Raw genomic sequence first — 15467 nt, 5'->3', positions numbered from 1 at the left:
TTATGCATGTATTCATGCACTGGCTTTTAACACACTGTTGAGTTCTCAAGAAACGGACGCGTACTTCCTCACCAGAACCCGTTCCCGGATCCTCGCTCAGAGGCGCTCACATTTCATTTCCTTCAGTCTACCAGATCCAGACGATTCTTGTCAAACCGCCCGATCCGGGAGCTTCCGGACCTGCTCCGTTTCGGAGCAACCCTGCTAACTTACTCTAACTTCCGGCCTTTGTCCAACCGCCAGGTCAGACAGCCCGAAAGTTCGGGTTGATCAGCAGGGGTGTCGGGGCCGATCGGCCCCGCGTTGAAAACTCTAGCAGCCCTGAGGACGTCGAAGGTCCATCTTCGGTAACGAATGGACCTTCCCCGCGTTCGTATGCTCTAAACCCCGAGCCCGGACAGCTGTGCCTCAAGGCGCGCGATGTCCGCGGCGGCCTGCTCGGCCCGGCCCCGGACCTTGGCGACCACGTCGTCGGGCGCCTTGGACATGAACTGCTCGTTGCCCAGCTTGCCGGCCGCCTGAGCGGCTTCCTTCCGGGCGACGGCCAGATCCTTCTCCAGACGCTTGCGCTCGGCCACGACGTCGATGGCGCCCGCGGTGTCGATCTCCACGGTCACCGCGCCCACGCTGAGGCGCGCTGTGGCGTTGAACGTCTCCGCCGGCTCGGTCAGCCTCAGCAACGCGCGGATCGCCCTCTCCTGGGCCTCCAGCGGCGTGCCGGACAGCCCCAGACGGGCGGCCACCTTCTGGCCGGGCTTGAGCCCCTGGTCGGAACGGAACCTGCGGACCTCGGTGACGAGCTCCTGCAGGGCGTCGATCTCTGCCTCGGCCGCCGGGTCCGCGTAGCGAGCGTCGGTCTGCGGCCAGGGGGCCACGACGATCGACTCGCCACCCGTCACCGCTCGCCACAACTCCTCGGTGACGAACGGCACCAGCGGATGCATCAACCGCAGCAGCGCGTCGAGCACGTGCCCGAGCACGAGCCGGGTGTGTTCGAGCCCCTCCCCGAGCTGGATCTTGGCCAGCTCCAGGTACCAGTCGCAGACCTCGTCCCAGGCGAAGTGATAGAGCAGGTCGGAGGCCTTGGCGAACTCGTACTCGTCGAAGGCCGCGTCGGCGGCGCTCACCACGGTCTGCAGGCGCGACAGGATCCAGCGGTCGGCCGCGGTGAGGTCGAGGCCGTCGAGCGAGCCCACCGCCGCGCCGTTCATCAGCGCGAACCTGGTGGCGTTCCAGATCTTGTTGCAGAAGTTGCGCGAGCCTGCGGCCCATTCCTCGCTCACCGCCACGTCGGCGCCGGGGTTGGCGCCGCGCAGCAGCGTGAAGCGGGTGGCGTCGGCGCCGAAGCGCTCGACCCAGTCGAGCGGGTCGACCACGTTGCCGAACGACTTCGACATCTTCTTGCCGTACTGGTCGCGGACCATGCCGTGCAGGGCCACGGTCTGGAACGGCGGGCGGCCGTCCATGGCGTAGAGGCCGAACATCATCATCCTGGCCACCCAGAAGAACAGGATGTCGTAGCCGGTGACGAGCACGGAGGTCGGATAGAACTTCTCCAGCTCCGGGGTGGAGTCGGGCCAGCCCAGCGTGGAGAACGGCCACAGCCCGGAGGAGAACCAGGTGTCGAGGACGTCGGAGTCCTGGGTGTAGCCGGCCGGCGGCTCCTCGTCGGGGCCGACGCAGACGACCTCGCCGCCCGGCCCGTACCAGACCGGGATGCGGTGGCCCCACCACAGCTGGCGGGAGATGCACCAGTCGTGCATGTCGTCGACCCAGTCGAAGTAGCGCTTGGCCAGCTCCGGCGGGTGGATGCGGGTGCGGCCGTCGCGCACGGCGTCGCCGGCGGCCTTGGCCAGCGGCGAGACGTTGACGAACCACTGCAGCGACAGCCGCGGCTCCACCACGGTCTTGCAGCGCGAGCAGTGGCCGACCGAGTGCAGGTAGGGACGCTTCTCGGCGACGATGCGGCCCTCGGCGCGCAGCGCGGCCACCACGGCCGGGCGCGCCTCGAAGCGGTCGAGCCCCTGGAAAGGGCCGTGGGCGGTGATGACGCCGCGTTCGTCCATGACGGTGAGGGACGGCAGCGAATGGCGGCGGCCGATCTCGAAGTCGTTGGGGTCGTGGGCCGGGGTGACCTTGACCGCGCCGGTGCCGAAGGCGGGATCGACGTGCTCGTCGGCGACCACGGGGATCATGCGGCCGGTCAGCGGCACCTCGACCATCGTGCCGACCAGGTGGGCGTAGCGCTCGTCGGAGGGGTGGACTGCCACGGCCGTGTCGCCGAGCATGGTCTCGGCGCGGGTGGTGGCCACGACGATCTCGTCGGAGTAGCGGATCGAGACCAGCTCGCCCTCGTCCTCGCTGTGCTCGACCTCGATGTCGGACAGCGCGGTCAGGCAACGCGGGCACCAGTTGATGATGCGCTCGGCGCGGTAGATGAGCCCGTCGTCGAAGAGCTTCTTGAAGATGGTCTGGACGGCCCGCGACAGCCCCGGGTCCATGGTGAAGCGCTCGCGCTCCCAGTCGACGCCGTCGCCGAGCTTGCGCATCTGGCCGAGGATCCTGCCGCCCGACTCCTCCTTCCACTCCCAGACGCGCTCGACGAACGCCTCGCGGCCCAGGTCGTGGCGGGACAGGCCCTGCTTGGCCAGCTCGCGCTCCACGACGTTCTGGGTTGCGATGCCGGCGTGGTCCATGCCGGGCAGCCACAACGTCTCGCGGCCCTGCATGCGGGCGCGGCGGGTCAGCGCGTCCTGGATGGAGTGGTCGAGCGCGTGGCCGATGTGCAGGACGCCGGTCACGTTGGGCGGCGGGAGGACGATGCTGTACGGCACGCGCGAGCTGCCCGGGTCGGCGTGGAAGTAGCCTTCGGACACCCAGCGCTCGTAGCTACGGGTCTCGACGTCGGCCGGCGTGTATTGGGTGGGCAGCTCTTGCGTTGTCACAAGCACCAATTCTAGGGAGCCGGACAAGCGAAACGCCCCCGGGACGAACCCGGGGGCGTTTTTCGCGGACGGTCAGGCCGACTTCTCGCGCGGCGTGCGCTGCTGCTTGGCGGCGAGCTGGTCGCGCGGGACGAGCGTCGGGATCGCGTGTTCCAGCACCGACTCGCGGGTGATGACCACGCGGGCGACGTCCTGGCGGGAGGGCACCTCGTACATGACGGACTGGAGCACCTCCTCCAGGATCGCGCGCAACCCGCGGGCGCCGGTGCCGCGCAGGATGGCCTGGTCGGCGATGGCCTCCAGGGCGCCGTCGGTGAACTCCAGCTCCACGCCGTCGAGCTCCAGCAGCTTGCGGTACTGCTTGACCAGCGCGTTGCGGGGCTCGGTGAGGATCTGGATGAGGGCCTCGCGGTCGAGGTTGTGCACCGAGGTGATGACCGGCAGGCGGCCGACGAACTCGGGGATCATGCCGAACTTCAGCAGGTCTTCGGGCATCACGTCGCCGAAGATGTCGGCCGTGTCGACCTCTTCCTTCGAGCGGATGATGGCGTTGAAGCCGATGCCCTTCTTGCCGATGCGCGACTCGATGATCTTTTCGAGGCCGGCGAAGGCTCCACCGCAGATGAACAGCACGTTGGTGGTGTCGATCTGGATGAACTCCTGGTGCGGGTGCTTGCGCCCGCCCTGCGGCGGCACCGAGGCCGTCGTGCCTTCGAGGATCTTCAGCAGCGCCTGCTGCACGCCTTCGCCCGAGACGTCGCGGGTGATCGACGGGTTCTCGCTCTTGCGGGCGATCTTGTCGACCTCGTCGATGTAGATGATGCCCGTCTCGGCCTTCTTGACGTCGTAGTCGGCGGCCTGGATGAGCTTGAGCAGGATGTTCTCGACATCCTCGCCGACATAGCCGGCCTCGGTGAGGGCCGTCGCGTCGGCGATGGCGAAGGGCACGTTGAGCATCTTCGCCAGAGTCTGTGCGAGGAGAGTCTTTCCCGACCCGGTCGGCCCGAGCAGCAAGATGTTGCTCTTGGCCAGCTCAAGGCCGTCGTCTCTGCCCCGGTCACCGGACTGCACCCGCTTGTAGTGGTTGTAGACCGCCACCGAGAGCGCCTTCTTCGCCTTGTCCTGTCCGATGACGTAGGCGTCGAGGAACTCGTAGATTTCCCTCGGCTTGGGCAGGTTGTCCCACTTGAGCTCGGAGGACTCGGAGAGCTCCTCCTCGATGATCTCGTTGCAGAGATCGATGCACTCATCGCAGATGTAGACGCCTGGACCGGCAATGAGCTTCTTGACTTGCTTCTGACTCTTCCCGCAGAAAGAGCACTTCAGCAGGTCTCCCCCGTCGCCGATGCGTGCCACCCCAGATACTCCTTTGCGTGGGACCGCCCTGCTCACGCGAGCAGTGTCTCCGGACATCCTCCGGACTAGGCCGAACCGCTCAGGTTTCGACGTTACCGTCTTCTGGGCCCTCAGTGAGCCCCCTAGCGGCGAGTCGCACCGGAACGTGCCCTATTGGGCAGCGCTCCGGTGCGTCACATCTCAACTAGGAAGCGACGGCCTGAGCTCGTTTCTTCCTGGTCGGGATGATGTCGTCGATCAGACCATACGCCTTTGCCTCGTCCGCGTTGAGAATTTTGTCGCGTTCGATGTCCTTGCGGATGTCGGCGGAGGCCTTGCCCGTGTGCCTTGCCACGATGTCCTCAAGGAGGGATCGCATGCGCAGGATCTCGCGGGCCTGGATCTCGATGTCGCTTCCCTGGCCACCGCCCTCGGTGGAGGGCTGGTGGATCAGCACCCGGGCGTTGGGCAGCGCGAAGCGCTTGCCCGGGGTGCCGCCGGCCAGCAGCACGGCCGCGGCGGACGCGGCCTGGCCGAGGCAGACGGTCTGGATCTCCGGCCGGACGAACTGCATCGTGTCGTAGATCGCCGTCATGGCCGTGAACGAGCCGCCGGGCGAGTTGATGTAGATGCTGATGTCACGGTCGGGGTCGAGCGACTCCAGCGTCAGCAGCTGGGCCATCACGTCGTTGGCCGACGCGTCGTCGATCTGCACTCCGAGGAAGATGATGCGGTCCTCGAAGAGCTTGTTGTACGGGTTCATCTCCTTCACGCCGTAGGACGTGCGCTCGACGAAGGAGGGGAGAACGTAACGGCTCTGGATGTTCATGTCAGCTCCCCCTAGGAGACCGGGCCCACGGAGGGCACCTGCCGCGCGCTGCGGACCACGTGATCGATGAAGCCGTAGTCCTTCGCCTCCTCGGCCGTGAACCAGCGGTCGCGGTCCGAGTCGGACTCGATCTGGTCCAGCGGCTGCCCGGTGTGGAAGGCGATCCGCTCGGCGAGCGTCTTCTTCACGTAGAGCATCTGCTCGGCCTGGATGGCGATGTCGGCCGCGGTGCCGCCGATGCCGCCGGACGGCTGGTGCATCATGACGCGGGCGTGCGGCAGGCCGTAGCGCTTGCCGCGGGCGCCGGCGGTGAGCAGGAACTGCCCCATGGAGGCGGCCATGCCCATCACCACCGTGGACACGTCGTTTGGCACATATTCCATCATGTCGTAAATCGCCATACCGGCACTCACCGAGCCCCCCGGCGAGTTGATGTACAGCGTGATGTCGCGCTCGGGGTCGTCGGCCGCGAGCAGCAACAGCTCGGCGCAGATCCGGTTGGCGATCTCGTCGTTGACCTCCTGACCGAGCACGATGATGCGCTCACGCAGCAGGCGCTGGTAAAGCTGGTCCTCAAGCCGGAAGGACGAGCCGTTCTCACGGCCTCGCGACTCAGGCTGATAGAAGGTCGGCGGGCTGGTCACAGCGTCACCTTCCGATGCGTCGTAAGTGATTGGCTTTGCTTGTGACCTTAACGCGCGACGCCCACAGGTCATGCCCGGTCCCCCGTACTGTTCGCTGACGGCGCAGGTCTGGGTGACCGGTCTTCTGTCAGCCTACGCCGTTCCTCCACGTCCGGCTCATGCTCCGGCTCTGTGGGCGTTTCGGCGGGGATGGTGCCGTGCTGATGGGGCTGGTGGAGCTTGTGGGATTGCGTACCGGTGGACGGCGTCCGGTGGCGGTGAGGGGCCGTCGAGCCGTCGAGGGGCGGCCCCCGCGGGGTGAGGGGCCGTTCGCGCCCCGCGGGACCGTCAGGGGCCTTCTGGGCGCGTACACGTGCTCGGTCGTGCTCGCGGACCCGCGCGGCGCACCGCGGGGCCGGAAAGCACGAAGCCCCCGAACCCATGGGTCCGGGGGCTTCGGGAAAGATCAGGCTTCGGCCTTCTCCTCGGACTCGGCGGCCTCCTCGGCCCCCTCCTCCTCGACCGGGGCGCCGTTGATCTCGGCGTAGATGGCCTTGAGGTCGACCTCGTTGCCCTCGGTGTCGACGACCTTGGCGGCGTCGCCCAGCACGGACTTGGCCTTGTCGCGGACGATCTCGACCATGGCCAGCGTGAGCTGGTCGTTGTCGGCCAGGTGCTTGGCCAGCTCGTTGGGCTGGACGCCCATCTCCATGGCGCGGCGCACCACGAAGTTGGTCAGCTCCTGCTCGTTGACGCCCAGCTCCTCGGCCTTGACGATCTTGTCGAGCACGAAGCCGACCTTGAGCGCCTTGGCGGAGTTGCTGTCGAACTCGGCGAAACGCTCCTCCTCCGTCGTCTGGTACAGACGGAAGAAGGCGTCGCGGCTGAGGCCGCTCTCGGCGATCTGGTGGTCGAGGTTGTGCTTGCGGGCGTCGACCTCGGCCTTGAGCGCGCTCTCGGGCAGCGGGATGTCGATCTTCTCGAGCAGCGCGTCGAGGGCCTTCTCGCGGGCCTGGACGACCTGGTCGATGAGCTTGTTGCGGCGGGCCTGCTCGCGGATGCTGGCCTTGAGCTCGTCGAGCGTGTCGAACTCGCTGGCGAGCTGGGCGAACTCGTCGTCGAGCTCGGGCAGGACCTTCTCCTTGACCGACTTGACGTTGATGATCACGTCGGCCTCCTCGCCGGCGTTCTCGCCGCCGACGAGCTCGGTCTTGAAGCTCTTCTCCTCGCCCGCGGACATGCCCGCGAGGGCGTCGTCGAGGCCCTGGAGCACCGAGCCGGCGCCGACCTCGTAGGAGACCTCGCTGGCCTGCTGCTCCTCGATGTTCTCGCCGTTGATCTCGGCGCGGAGGTCCATCACCACGAAGTCGCCGTTGGCGGCCGCGCGCTCGACGCCGGTCAGCGTCGCGAAGCGCTGGCGCAGCGAGTCGAGCTGGGCGTCGACGTCTTCGTCGGAGACCTCGGCGGAGTCGACGGTGACCTCGGCGCCCTGGTAGTCGGGCACCTCGAAGTTGGGCCGGATGTCGACCTCGGCGGTGAACTCGATCTGCTCACCGTCGTCGATCTTCGTGACCTCGATGTCGGGCTGGCTCACCGGGAACACGTCGACCTCGTCGACGGCCTGGCCGTAGAGCTTGGGCACCGCGTCGTTGAGGGTCTCCTCCAGCACTACCGCCCGGCCGAAGCGCTGCTCGATGATGCGGGCCGGAACCTTGCCAGGCCGGAACCCGGGGACGCGCACCTGCTGCGCGACCTTCTTGTACGCCGCATCCATGCTCGGGCGCAGCTCTTCGAACGGCACCTCGACGGTGAGCTTGACCCGGGTCGGGCTGAGCTCCTCGACAGCGGTCTTCACGGAATGGTCTCCTTGATCAAGCTACGAGTGATCGCGGGCGCGTCCATTCGGTACGGCTCACGCGCCGCGCCCACATGAGCGGCGTTGGGCATGCTCCGCCACGGCGGGATCCAACGCCGATGGCCAGTCTAGGGCAGATGCGTACCGAACAACGACGTCGTCGCCGTCAGAACTCCTCGGCGATCGTCCTGAGCAGATCGATCGTCTCGTCGGGGGTCGTGCTCACGGCGCACAGCCGCTCCATGACCTCCGTGTATCGGTCCACGTCCTCACGCTTGTCCAGGTACAGCGCGCTGGCCAGTTGCTCGACGTAGACGACGTCGGGCAGGTCACGGTCGGGGAAGCGCAGGATGCTGAAGGCGCCGCCCTCGGCGCTGTGGCCGCCGAAGCTGAACGGCATGATCTGGATGGTGATGCTGGGCTGCCGCATGAGGTCGATGAGGTGTTCGAGCTGAGCGCGCATGACCTCGACGCCGCCGATGGGCCGGCGCAGCGCCGCCTCGTCGATCACGGCCCAGAAGACGGGGCCGTCCGGCCGGTCGAAGATGCGCTGGCGTTCGAGCCTGAGGTCGACCCTCCTGGCGATCTCCTCCGCCGCGATGCCCGCCGCGCCGGCGGTGACGACCGCCCGGGCGTACTCCTTGGTCTGCAGCAGTCCCGGCACGAACTGGACCTCGTAGGTCCTGATCCGGGCGGCGGCCTCCTCAAGGCCGACGTACGCCTGGAACCACGTGGGCAGGACGTCGTTGAACCGGTGCCACCAGCCGGGTTCGTTCGCGGTGGCCACCAGGTCGAGGACGGCCGCTCGCGCCTGCGGGTCCACGACGCCGTACAGGGTGAGCAGGTCGGAGACGTCACGTTCCTTGAACCCGACCCGGCCCAGCTCCATGCGGCTGATCTTGGATTCTGAGCCCCTGATGAGGTGCCCCGCCTCCTCGCGGGTGACGTTCTTCGCCTCCCTGAGCTTTCGCAGCTGGGAGCCCAGGAGGATGCGCAGCGCCGTCGGCCCGGAACCCGGCTGGTTCTGCGTCACTTTGCCTCCTATCAAGGTCCGCACACACAGTGACACCACATTGCCGGGTATGACAAGGTCTCAACCCCGTGTCCGATTAGGAGAGATTTGCCCCAAAAGGCGCATGCTGTTGCACATTGCAGCTGCACGTGCATTTGGGTCTTGCAGCCGCCGCGTTCGTGACCCATGATGGCTTAGTGCATTGTGGGCCAAACATGCACTAAACCGAGGGCTACGGGGAGGTATCGGCGGCATGGTGGAGGATCCTCTGGCCACTGCCGATTGCCTGCAGATCACCCGTGAGGTGGGGTTCGACCACCTGCTCAAGGGCGGGAAGCCGAACACGACCGCGTGCCCCCTGCCCTTCCAGGCCGACTCGGTGAAGACCGCCAGGGACGTGACCCGCTCCACGCTGCGGGGATGGGGCCTGCACGAGCTGAGCGACGACGCCGCGCTGGTGGTGTCCGAGCTGGTGACGAACGCCGTCAGGTACGCGATGTACGCGGCCGGCCGCCGGGAGATCGAGCTCTTGCTGATGCGCGTGTCGCCGCACGTGCTGCTGGCCGTGGCGGACCCGAGCGACGAGGTGCCGCGCCGCAAGGAGCCGGACTTCATCTCCGAGAACGGGCGCGGGCTCTACATCGTCGAGACCTACAGCCAGTGCTGGGGCTGGGACCCGCTCGACCGCGGCGGCAAGGCCGTGTGGGCGTTGTTCCGCGCCGAAGAGGGCTCCGACTCCGAAGAGGGCTGACCCCCCGGCGCGGCGGCTACTCGCCGGTGGCGCCGTCGATGCGCTCGCGCAGCAGGTCGGCGTGGCCGTTGTGGCGCGCGTACTCCTCGATCATGTGGACGAGGATCCAGCGGTGGGTGCAGTCCTGGCCGTTGCGGTCGCCCACGGCGTCGAGGGGCTTGGCGGCCGAGATGGCGCGGGCGCGCTCGATCTCGTCCTGCCAGGTGGCGAACGCCTCCTCCACCGAGGCGTCGTCCACGTCGTTGAAGTCGGCGTCGTTGTCGACGTCCTTGTTCCACAGGCGGGGGATGTCCTCGCCGTTCAGCACGCGGCGGAACCAGACGCGCTCCACGTGCGCCAGGTGCCGGACCAGGCCCAGCAGCGACATGGCGGACGGCTCGGCGGAGCGGAGCCTGAGCTGCTCGTCGGTGAGGCCGGCGCACTTGACGGCCAGCGTGCCGCGATGCCATTCGAGCCAGTTGTCGAGCATGGCCCGTTCGTCGCCGGCGAAGGGAGGGGGAACGCGAGTGTCTGTCACGCCTCGACCTTAGTGGGCGCTTCGTCCGAAGGCCGCGGGGCCGAGAAGCCCCCTCCGCGTCGGAGGGGGCCGTTGGCCTGGTCGGGGCGACAGGATTTGAACCTGCGACTTCTTGCTCCCAAAGCAAGCGCGCTGCCAAGCTGCGCCACGCCCCGCCTCGCCGGGTGCGCATGCGGTCCGTGACTCCGGTACGCTTACGCCCTGACGACCGGATGAAGTCTAGACCAGAGTTCGACCGGTTCGCGCGGACGTAGCTCAATGGTAGAGCCCTAGTCTTCCAAACTAGCTACGCGGGTTCGATTCCCGTCGTCCGCTCCAAGCATGAAGGCCCAGGTCCGGGAGATCCCCGAGCCTGGGCCTTACTGTTATCCGATCTTGTCCCTCAGGGCGTCGCCTTCACCAGATCCACGTGCCGTGCCGCCCGTCGCGGGCCGCGTCCTCGGGGATGACGAGATGGGCGGCTTCGTGACCCACGCGGGCGTCTTCGCCCAGCGGGATCGCGAACCGGTGCTCGCCGGAGTCGACTGCCAGGAGCCTGCCCGGCACCATCTCGTAGCCGTCGATCACATGGCCGATGTAGTGGCGCGTGACCACAGGTGCGGCGCCGTCCGGGAAACGCCAACCGCGGCACCCGTACAAACCGAACGGATGGGCGAGGGCCCGAAGGATCACGCCGTCGAAATGCAGCTCAACGTGATCCCGCACGAAACAGACGGCTGACACCTCGCGACCGACGAGAAGTGCGAGTCCTTCGTCCGGCACAGGCGCCCAGTCGTCCATGTGGTCATCCTGGCTTAACCCAGGCCGGGGGGCCGGCCTTTGGTGATCTTCGGGGGCGTAGGCTGGCGGGGATGCGTGCACGTCCGATCTCCCGGGAGGCGCTCGTCGAGGAGCTGGCCGAGCTCGTCGCCGCGCGGCCCAAGGACGCCTGGGTGCGGGTGGCCGTCGACGGGGCGCCCGCGGCGGGGCCCGGCGCGCTGGCCGACGAGCTGGTCGCGCCGCTGCGGTTGCGCGGCCGGCCCGTGCTGCGGGTGTCGGCGGGCGACTTCCTGCGGCCCGCCTCGCTCCGGCTGGAGCACGGCCGGACCGATCCCGACGTCTTCTACGAGGACTGGCTCGACGTCAAGGGGCTGCTGCGCGAGGTGCTCGAACCCTTGGAGCCGGGCGGCTCGGGGCGGGTGCTGCCGGCGTTGTGGGACAGCGGGATCGATCGCGCGTACCGGCTGCCCTACCGGGAGCTGGCGCCGGGCGGGGTGGTGCTCGTGGACGGCACGCTGCTGCTGGGGCGGGGGCTGCCGTTCGAGGTGAGCGTGCACGTGTGGCTGTCGGCGGCGGCGCTGGCGCGGCGCACGCCGCAGGACGAGCGGTGGCGGCTGCCGGCCTACGAGCGGTACGAACGCGAGGCGCGCCCGCAGCGGACCGCCGACGTGGTGGTCAGGGCCGACCATCCGGACAGGCCGGCGGTGCTCACGGACGGCTGAGCCCGAGCAGCGCGTCCAGCTCGGCGACGGCCTGGGCGTTTGACGTGTAACGCACGGCGTGCAGGCCGGCCGCGCGGGCGCCCTCGACGTACGGCTCGTGGTCGTCGAGGAACACCGTGGCGGCGGGGTCGGCGCCGAGGGCGTCGCAGGCCATGAGGTAGATGCGCGGATCCGGCTTGCCCACGCCCGCCTCGTGCGAATAGACGATGTGGTCCACAAGACCGGCGTAGCCGTACGCGGCCTGCTCGCGTTCCCTGGCGCCGACGAAGCTGTTGCTCACCAGGCCCGTGCGGTAATGCGGACGCAAGGCGCCCAGGTACGCCATGAGCTCGGTGTTGGGCGTGCCGAGGTACTCCGTCCAGACGTCGGCCATGAACGCCCCGGCGTGCGCCCCGAGCACCTCGGCCACCTCGGCTTCGGCCTGCTCCTCCGTGATCTCGCCGACCGCCCCGGCCAGCCAGGTCGGCTCCAGCCGCGCGTCGAGGTGACCGGCGGGCAGTCCGAGCCTCTCCTCCCACCTGGTCGTCACGCCCAGGGACGGCGTCAGCTCCAGCACCCCGCCGATGTCGAACACGACCGCATCGATTTTCATCTAACCTCCGTGTGAACTGTTTCAACCAAGGTAAAGAAGGAACGTGTCCGCGTCCATACCCTTGACGACTCACGGGGGCGGCTCAAACTGAAACGGTGATCCCTGGCAACTGGTACAACATCGTTCCCGATCTTCCCGTGCCGCCTCCGCCGCCCCTGCACCCCGGCACCCGCCGTCCCGTCGGGCCGGACGACCTCGCGCCGCTGTTCCCCATGGAGCTCATCGGGCAGGAGGTCAGCGGCGACCGCTACGTGCCCATCCCCAAGGAGGTCATCGACGTCTACCGGCTGTGGCGGCCCACGCCGCTGATCAGGGCGCACCGGCTGGAGAAGGCCCTCGACACGCCGGCCCGCATCTACTACAAGTACGAGGGCGTCTCACCGGCCGGGTCGCACAAGGCGAACACCGCCGTGCCGCAGGCGTACTACAACGCCAAGGAAGGCGTGCGGCTGCTGACCACGGAGACCGGCGCGGGACAGTGGGGGTCTGCTCTGGCGTTCGCCTGCGCCCAGTTCGACATCGAATGCCGGATCTGGATGGTTCGGGCGTCCTACGACCAGAAGCCGTACCGGCGCTCGCTCATGGGCGTGTACGGCGCCACCGTCCACCCCAGCCCCTCGCCCCTCACCGGCGCGGGCAGCAAGGCGCTGGCCGACGACCCCGCCTCCCCCGGCAGCCTGGGGCTGGCGATCAGCGAGGCGGTCGAGGTGGCCGCCGCGGACCCGCAGGCCCGGTACGCGCTCGGCTCGGTGCTCAACCACGTCCTCCTGCACCAGACGGTGATCGGCGAGGAGGCCCTGGCGCAGCTTCCCGAGCTGCCGGACCTGGTCATCGGCTGCACCGGCGGCGGCTCCAACTTCGCCGGCCTGGCCTTCCCCTTCCTGCGGGAGAAGCTGGCCGGACGGATCGGCACCCGGTTCAGGGCCGTCGAGCCGGCCGCCTGCCCGTCGTTCACCCGCGGCGTGTACGCCTACGACTTCGGCGACACCGCCGGGCTGACGCCGCTGCTCAAGATGCACACCCTCGGGCACTCCTTCGTCCCCGACCCGATCCACGCCGGCGGGCTGCGCTATCACGGCATGGCGCCGCTGCTGTCCCACATGTACGAGCTGGGGCTGTTCGAGGCGGTGACGCGTACCCAGAGCGAGTGTTTCGAGGCGGGTGTGCGCTTCGCGCGGACCGAGGGCATCGTCCCGGCCCCCGAGCCCACGCACGCGCTGGCCGAGACCATCGCCGAGGCGCTGCGCTGCAAGGAGAGCGGCGAGGAGAAGGTGATCCTCACCGCGCTGTGCGGGCACGGCCACTTCGACCTGGCCGCCTACGACCGCCACCTGGCCGGCGAGCTGGAGGACTACGCGCTGCCGCAGGAGCGCCTGGACCAGGCGCTCACCGAGCTGCCCGGCTGAGATGACACGGGTGGCCGCGCGAACCGCGGCCACCCGTGTTCAGTTCGCGTTCGGGCGCTTCCTGTGGTTCGCCTTCTTCTTCTTGCGCGCCCTGCCCTTGCGTGCACGTTTCGCCATGGGCTCACCTCCAGCGGTCGGGATCGTGACCTTCAAGGTCTCCCCTGCCCGCGGGTCGCACAAGCGATACGCCGTGACCTAACATTCCTCAACAAAGTCGTGTCATAATTTGGTGGAATCTGTTGGAAGGGGTGGGCGTGCTCGCACAGCAGCGTCAGCAGACGATCCTCGAACGCGTACGCAGCAGCGGCGGCGTCCGGGTGGCCGACCTCGTGCGCGAGCTCGGCGTCTCCGACATGACGATACGCCGCGACCTTGAGGTGCTGGCCGAGCGCGGGCTGCTGGAGAAGGTCCACGGGGGCGCGACGGCCCTCGGCCCCGGCTCGACCGAGGAGCCCGGCTTCACCGCCAAGTCCGCCCGCCAGCAGCAGGAGAAGGAGGCCATCGCGCGGCACGCGGCCACCCTCGTACGGCCGGGCACCGCCGTGGCGCTCTCCGCCGGCACCACCACGTGGGCGCTGGCCCACCACCTGGTCGCGGTGGCCGAGCTGACCGTGATCACCAATTCGATCCCCGTCGCCGAGGTCTTCCACCGCAACCCGCGCGCCGACCGCACGGTCGTGCTGACCGGCGGCGTGCGCACGCCCTCCGACGCGCTCGTCGGCCCCGTGGCCGTGGCGGCCATCCGCCGCCTGCACGTGGACACGCTCTTCCTCGGGGTGCACGGCATGAGCCTGCGCGCCGGGTTCACCACGCCCAACCTGCTGGAGTCGGAGACCGACAGGGAGCTGGTGGCCGCGGCGCACCGGCTGGTGGTCCCCGCCGACCACACCAAATGGAACACGGTCGGCATCAGCACGATCGCCGAGCTGACCGAGGCCGACGTGGTCATCAGCGACGCGGGGCTGCCCGAGGAAGCACGCACCGAGCTGGCCGAACGGGCCGGAGAACTGATCATCGCGGAGGGCACGCCTTGAAGCGCACCATCACCCACCTGGCAGACGGCCGAGAGCTGATCTACTTCGACCGGCGCGACGACGCCGACCGGAGCGCGATCGACCGGCGGCCGCTCGATCCGCGGCCGGTGGCCTCCGAGCTGCGCTACGACCCGCTGACCGAGGAGTGGATCGCGATCGCCGGCCACCGGCAGACGCGGACGTTCCTGCCGCCGGCCGACGAGTGCCCGTTGTGCCCGTCGTCCGCCACGCGGGCGTCGGAGATCCCGGCCCACGACTACGACGTGGTGGTGTTCGAGAACCGCTTCCCCTCTTTCTCCGGAAATTTTGGGACGTACGGGGATGTCGGCGGCCTGAGTGAGGTGCGGCCGGGTGTCGGGCGGTGTGAGGTGGTGTGCTTCACCTCCGACCATTCCTCCTCCTTCTCCAGGCTCTCCAACGCCCAGGTCAGGCTGGTCATGGAGGCGTGGGCCGACCGCACGGCCGAGCTGTCCGGCATCGAGGGCGTCGAGCAGGTGTTCTGCTTCGAGAACCGGGGCGAGGAGATCGGCATCACGCTCCCCCACCCGCACGGCCAGATCTACGCCTACCCCTACGTGACCCCGCGCACCAAGCTCCAGCTCGGGGCCGCCTCGCGGCACACCGGCGGCAACCTGTTCGCCGACGTGCTGGCCGCCGAGCAGGCCGCCGGGACGCGGGTGGTGGCCGCCAACGAGCTCTGGACGGCCTTCGTGCCGGCCGCCGCGCGCTGGCCGTTCGAGGTGCACGTGTATCCGCACCGGCAGGTGCCCGACCTGGCGGCGCTGTCGGAGGAGGAGCGGGCCGCGTTCGCGCCGCTGTACACCTCGGTGCTGCGGGCGCTCGACGCGCTGTTCGGGGTGGCGATGCCGTACATCTCGGCCTGGCACCAGGCGCCGGTGCGGTACGGCCGGGAGCTGGCCTACCTGCACCTTGAGCTGTTCAGCATCAGGCGGGCGCCCGGGAAGCTGAAGTACCTGGCGGGTTCGGAGTCGGCCATGGGGGCCTTCGTCAACGACGTGCTGCCGGAGGAGGCGGCACGCATGTTGCGATCACGAATTGATCACTAATTGGTTTCTCATTAAAGTCG

Annotated in this window: 15 protein-coding genes and 2 tRNA genes; 6 read left to right on the top strand and 11 right to left on the bottom strand. The window is 68.5% G+C overall.

Annotation, left to right across the window (positions count from 1 at the left end; all coding sequences use genetic code 11):
• Window positions 1-380: 380 nt before the first annotated feature.
• From ACIBQ8_RS32210 to ACIBQ8_RS32185, 6 genes are all read right to left on the bottom strand, one after another.
• Window positions 381-2954, bottom strand: a complete 2574-nt coding sequence (locus ACIBQ8_RS32210; protein WP_397193742.1) for a valine--tRNA ligase — start codon at window positions 2952-2954, stop codon at window positions 381-383.
• A 63-nt stretch (window positions 2955-3017) separates the two neighbouring features.
• On the bottom strand, window positions 3018-4301 hold the full coding sequence (gene clpX, locus ACIBQ8_RS32205) for an ATP-dependent Clp protease ATP-binding subunit ClpX (protein WP_185067261.1): 1284 nt from the start codon (window positions 4299-4301) through the stop codon (window positions 3018-3020).
• A gap of 184 nt (window positions 4302-4485) precedes the next feature.
• Window positions 4486-5109, bottom strand: coding sequence for an ATP-dependent Clp protease proteolytic subunit (locus tag ACIBQ8_RS32200; RefSeq protein ID WP_397179415.1), 624 nt, complete (start codon window positions 5107-5109; stop codon window positions 4486-4488).
• A gap of 11 nt (window positions 5110-5120) precedes the next feature.
• The gene (locus ACIBQ8_RS32195; protein ID WP_352323605.1) at window positions 5121-5753 is read right to left on the bottom strand and encodes an ATP-dependent Clp protease proteolytic subunit; all 633 of its coding nucleotides are present in this window, start codon (window positions 5751-5753) and stop codon (window positions 5121-5123) included.
• Between the two features lie 445 nt (window positions 5754-6198).
• Window positions 6199-7587, bottom strand: coding sequence for a trigger factor (tig, locus tag ACIBQ8_RS32190; protein ID WP_397179414.1), 1389 nt, complete (start codon window positions 7585-7587; stop codon window positions 6199-6201).
• A gap of 166 nt (window positions 7588-7753) precedes the next feature.
• A complete protein-coding gene (locus ACIBQ8_RS32185; RefSeq protein WP_352360394.1) occupies window positions 7754-8620 on the bottom strand; it encodes a helix-turn-helix transcriptional regulator in 867 nt (288 codons plus the stop codon).
• A 232-nt stretch (window positions 8621-8852) separates the two neighbouring features.
• On the opposite strand from ACIBQ8_RS32185, the gene ACIBQ8_RS32180 reads away from it, so the two are divergent.
• Window positions 8853-9350 (top strand): ATP-binding protein, encoded by a 498-nt coding sequence (locus ACIBQ8_RS32180; RefSeq protein ID WP_397179413.1) that lies wholly within the window; start codon window positions 8853-8855, stop codon window positions 9348-9350.
• Between the two features lie 16 nt (window positions 9351-9366).
• Here the strand turns inward: ACIBQ8_RS32180 and ACIBQ8_RS32175 are convergent, their stop codons facing one another.
• A complete protein-coding gene (locus ACIBQ8_RS32175; protein ID WP_397179412.1) occupies window positions 9367-9867 on the bottom strand; it encodes a DinB family protein in 501 nt (166 codons plus the stop codon).
• 78 nt (window positions 9868-9945) lie between these two features.
• A tRNA-Pro gene (locus tag ACIBQ8_RS32170) sits at window positions 9946-10022 on the bottom strand.
• A gap of 89 nt (window positions 10023-10111) precedes the next feature.
• Between ACIBQ8_RS32170 and ACIBQ8_RS32165 the strand changes: the two genes are divergently transcribed.
• Window positions 10112-10185 (top strand) — tRNA-Gly (locus tag ACIBQ8_RS32165).
• Window positions 10186-10263: 78 nt separating this feature from the next.
• Here the strand turns inward: ACIBQ8_RS32165 and ACIBQ8_RS32160 are convergent.
• Entirely contained in the window at window positions 10264-10647 is a 384-nt protein-coding gene (locus ACIBQ8_RS32160; protein ID WP_397193741.1) for a hypothetical protein, read from the bottom strand.
• A gap of 71 nt (window positions 10648-10718) precedes the next feature.
• Here ACIBQ8_RS32160 and ACIBQ8_RS32155 point away from each other — a divergent pair, with 71 nt between their 5' ends.
• Window positions 10719-11348: a uridine kinase gene (locus ACIBQ8_RS32155; RefSeq protein ID WP_397193740.1), complete on the top strand. Its 630-nt coding sequence runs from the start codon at window positions 10719-10721 to the stop codon at window positions 11346-11348.
• Here ACIBQ8_RS32155 and ACIBQ8_RS32150 read toward each other — a convergent pair.
• The gene (locus ACIBQ8_RS32150; RefSeq protein WP_397179410.1) at window positions 11335-11940 is read right to left on the bottom strand and encodes an HAD family hydrolase; all 606 of its coding nucleotides are present in this window, start codon (window positions 11938-11940) and stop codon (window positions 11335-11337) included. The two genes, ACIBQ8_RS32155 and ACIBQ8_RS32150, sit on opposite strands and share 14 nt — an antisense overlap.
• A gap of 95 nt (window positions 11941-12035) precedes the next feature.
• On the opposite strand from ACIBQ8_RS32150, the gene ACIBQ8_RS32145 reads away from it, so the two are divergent.
• The gene (locus ACIBQ8_RS32145) at window positions 12036-13346 is read left to right on the top strand and encodes a TrpB-like pyridoxal phosphate-dependent enzyme (protein ID WP_397193739.1); all 1311 of its coding nucleotides are present in this window, start codon (window positions 12036-12038) and stop codon (window positions 13344-13346) included.
• Window positions 13347-13385: 39 nt separating this feature from the next.
• On the opposite strand, the gene ACIBQ8_RS32140 is transcribed toward ACIBQ8_RS32145, so the two are convergent.
• On the bottom strand, window positions 13386-13463 hold the full coding sequence (locus tag ACIBQ8_RS32140; RefSeq protein ID WP_125636474.1) for a 50S ribosomal protein bL37: 78 nt from the start codon (window positions 13461-13463) through the stop codon (window positions 13386-13388).
• 137 nt (window positions 13464-13600) lie between these two features.
• Here ACIBQ8_RS32140 and ACIBQ8_RS32135 point away from each other — a divergent pair, with 137 nt between their 5' ends.
• Window positions 13601-14380 carry a DeoR/GlpR family DNA-binding transcription regulator gene (locus tag ACIBQ8_RS32135; protein ID WP_352360430.1) on the top strand — a complete coding sequence of 260 codons (780 nt, stop codon included), beginning with the start codon at window positions 13601-13603 and terminating at the stop codon, window positions 14378-14380.
• Window positions 14377-15447 (top strand): galactose-1-phosphate uridylyltransferase, encoded by a 1071-nt coding sequence (galT, locus tag ACIBQ8_RS32130; RefSeq protein ID WP_364336200.1) that lies wholly within the window; start codon window positions 14377-14379, stop codon window positions 15445-15447. The genes ACIBQ8_RS32135 and galT overlap by 4 nt, the downstream gene beginning before the upstream one ends.
• The last annotated feature ends 20 nt before the right edge of the window (window positions 15448-15467 follow it).

The sequence above is a fragment of the Nonomuraea sp. NPDC049646 genome, from assembly GCF_044465525.1.
In the GTDB taxonomy this organism is placed as follows: Bacteria; Actinomycetota; Actinomycetes; order Streptosporangiales; family Streptosporangiaceae; genus Nonomuraea.
The sequence above is the reverse complement of the archived record's forward strand: the minus strand, read 5'-3'. Positions and strand labels throughout refer to the sequence as shown.

Bases quoted from the DNA above. Each gene is read 5' to 3' on its own strand.
- ACIBQ8_RS32200 (WP_397179415.1), bottom strand. From the start codon at position 5,109: ATGAACATCCAGAGCCGTTACGTTCTCCCCTCCTTCGTCGAGCGCACG.
- ACIBQ8_RS32140 (WP_125636474.1), bottom strand. From the start codon at position 13,463: ATGGCGAAACGTGCACGCAAGGGCAGGGCGCGCAAGAAGAAGAAGGCG.
- ACIBQ8_RS32180 (WP_397179413.1), top strand. From the start codon at position 8,853: ATGGTGGAGGATCCTCTGGCCACTGCCGATTGCCTGCAGATCACCCGT.
- ACIBQ8_RS32150 (WP_397179410.1), bottom strand. From the start codon at position 11,940: ATGAAAATCGATGCGGTCGTGTTCGACATCGGCGGGGTGCTGGAGCTG.
- ACIBQ8_RS32160 (WP_397193741.1), bottom strand. From the start codon at position 10,647: ATGGACGACTGGGCGCCTGTGCCGGACGAAGGACTCGCACTTCTCGTC.
- ACIBQ8_RS32155 (WP_397193740.1), top strand. From the start codon at position 10,719: ATGCGTGCACGTCCGATCTCCCGGGAGGCGCTCGTCGAGGAGCTGGCC.